Source organism: Actinosynnema sp. (assembly GCF_052038725.1).
In genome coordinates, this window is the sequence record NZ_JBQGCX010000252.1 from 1 (window position 1) to 2,318 (window position 2,318).

Consider the following 2,318-nt stretch of genomic DNA (forward strand, 5'->3'; position numbering starts at 1 on the left):
CGTCCGGCCCGGCGATGGCCGCCACGTGCCCGGTGGGCACCCGGCGCGGCCCGGCGACGGTGCTCGCCCCGAGGCCGTTCGCGGTGGCGAGCGCGGTGGCCAGGTCGGGGACGGCGAAGTAGGTCAGCCACCCCGAGGGCAGCGCCTGGTCGGTGCGCAGCCTGCCGGTGACGGCCCTGGGCTGCGCGGTGGTGCTGTCGTACAGGGTGAAGTCCTCGTCCGGGGTGCGGCTGGTCCAGCCCAGTTCGGCCGTCCAGTGCGCGTCGTCCCGCTCGGGGTTGACCAGCTCGACCCAGCAGGGCTCGCCCGGTCTGGGCGGTGGCGCCCAGGGCCCGTGCAGCGGGCGGCCCGTGTCGGTGTCGGTGTGCGCGTCGATCACGCGCGGCTGCTTGGCGGCGAAGGTGACGCGCCAGGTGGGGTCCTGCCCCGGCGTGATGCGGGTGGCCAGGCGGTCGCCCGCCCATCCGCTGTAGGCGTCTCCGGGTTCGGCGATGACGACCCAGCCGAACAGCTCGGCGTAGAAGTTCATCGCGGACTCGGGTCGGGACGCGCTCAGCTCAAGGCGGCGCAGCCCTCGTGTGGTGGGGGTGGGCATCGGCTTCCGATCGGATTCTTGATCTAGGAACGCCTATCTATCGCAGGGTTTCGCTCCGGGGACAATGCGCCGTCCGGTGCCTGCGGTTGGGCTGAAAGGACTTGCCCGAGCGGCACCGGGCCGCCCAGGTGGAAGCCCTGGCCGACGCGGACGCCGAGGCTGGTGAGGGTGCGGACCTGCTCGGGGCGCTCCACCCACTCGGCGACGGCCGACAGCCCGAGCCCCTGGGCGATGCGCATGATCCCGGACACCAGGACCGCGTCGGGGCCGCGCTCGTCGATGCCGCGCACGAACTCGCCGTCGATCTTGATGCCGGTGATGGGCAGGTGCTTGAGGTGCACGAACGAGCCGAACCCGGAGCCGAAGTCGTCCAGCACGATCCGGCAGCCGTGGCCGCGCAGCTGGTGGGCGAGGGTGCGGGCGGCGTCCAGGTTCGTCACGGCGGCGGTCTCGGTGATCTCGATGCCGAGCCTGCCGGGGGCCACCCCCGCCCCGGCGAGCCGGTCGAGGACGAACCCGCCGAACTCCGGGTCCTCCAGGGTGCGGCCGGAGACGTTGACGTTGAACCGCAGCTCGGGGTCGGGGTGGCGCACCAGGGTGTCGATGGCGGTGGCCAGCACCCACCGGTCGATCTCGTGCACCAGGTTGGTGCGCTCGGCCTCGGGCAGGAAGTCCGCCGGGCCCAGGCGTGGCTCCTGCCCGTCCTCCAGGCGCAGCAGCAGCTCGTGCCCCAGCACCCGGCCGGTGGCCAGGCGCACCATCGGCATCGCGTGCAGCGCCAGTCCCCCGCCGTCCAGGGCGCCGCGCAGCCGGTCCAGCACGGACACGCGCTTGGCGGTGTCGGCGTAGTGGCCCGGCTCGTACACGGTGACCCGGTTGCGGCCCGCCGCCTTGCTCGCGTACAGCGCCAGGTCGGCGTTGGCCAGCACCAGCTCCCACGTGTCGCCGCCCGTGCCGTACCCGGCCACGCCGGTGCTGATGGTGGTGCGGGTGGCCGGGGTGGCCAGCGGCAGGCGGGCGATGGTGTCGCGCAGGTGCTCGGCGACGCGGGCGGCGTCGGCGGGGCCGGTGTCGGGCAGCACCACCGCGAACTCGTCGCCGCCCAGCCGCCCGATCAGGTGCTCGGGCTCCAGCCGGGTGCGCAGCGCGGCGGCCAGCGCCCGCATGAGCCGGTCGCCCACGGCGTGCCCGCGCAGGTCGTTGACGTCCTTGAAGTTGTCCAGGTCCAGCAGCAGCAGCGACCCGGTGCCGCCGGTGGCCAGGCGGCGCTCCAGCTCGCGGGTGACCGCCCGCCGGTTCGCCAGGCCCGTGAGCGGGTCCTGCTCGGCCAGCGCGAGCAGCTCGTCGTGCACGCGCCGGGACTGGGTGATGTCGTGCGCGGTGCCCAGCACCCGCCGCGGGGTCCCGTCGGGGTCGGTGACGACCTCGCCGAAGCACTCGAACCAGCGCTCGGTGACGCCGTCGCCCAGCGTCATGCGGTGCGTGTAGGAGAACCCGGCCCCGGTGCGCAGCGCCTCGGTGAGGGTGGACTGGATGGTCGGCAGGTCGTCGGGGTGGACGTGCCCGGTGTAGGCGGCGTAGTCCAGGGCGGTCCCGGCCGGGTAGCCGAACATGCCCAGCAGGGTGTCGGACCACTCGACGCGGTCCTCGGCGATGTGCCACTCCCAGGTGCCCATGCGGCCCAGCACCTGGGCGCGGCGCAGCGCGTCGGCCTCGTGGGTGG

Annotated in this window: 2 protein-coding genes; both read right to left on the bottom strand. The window is 74.3% G+C overall.

Annotation, left to right across the window (positions count from 1 at the left end; all coding sequences use genetic code 11):
- On the bottom strand, window positions 1–595 hold a 595-nt coding region (locus ACTUAL_RS04885), incomplete at its 3' end, for a VOC family protein (RefSeq protein ID WP_440899409.1).
- A gap of 23 nt (window positions 596–618) precedes the next feature.
- Window positions 619–2,318, bottom strand: a 1,700-nt coding sequence (locus ACTUAL_RS04890) for a putative bifunctional diguanylate cyclase/phosphodiesterase (protein WP_440899410.1), incomplete at its 5' end; no start/stop codon positions are given.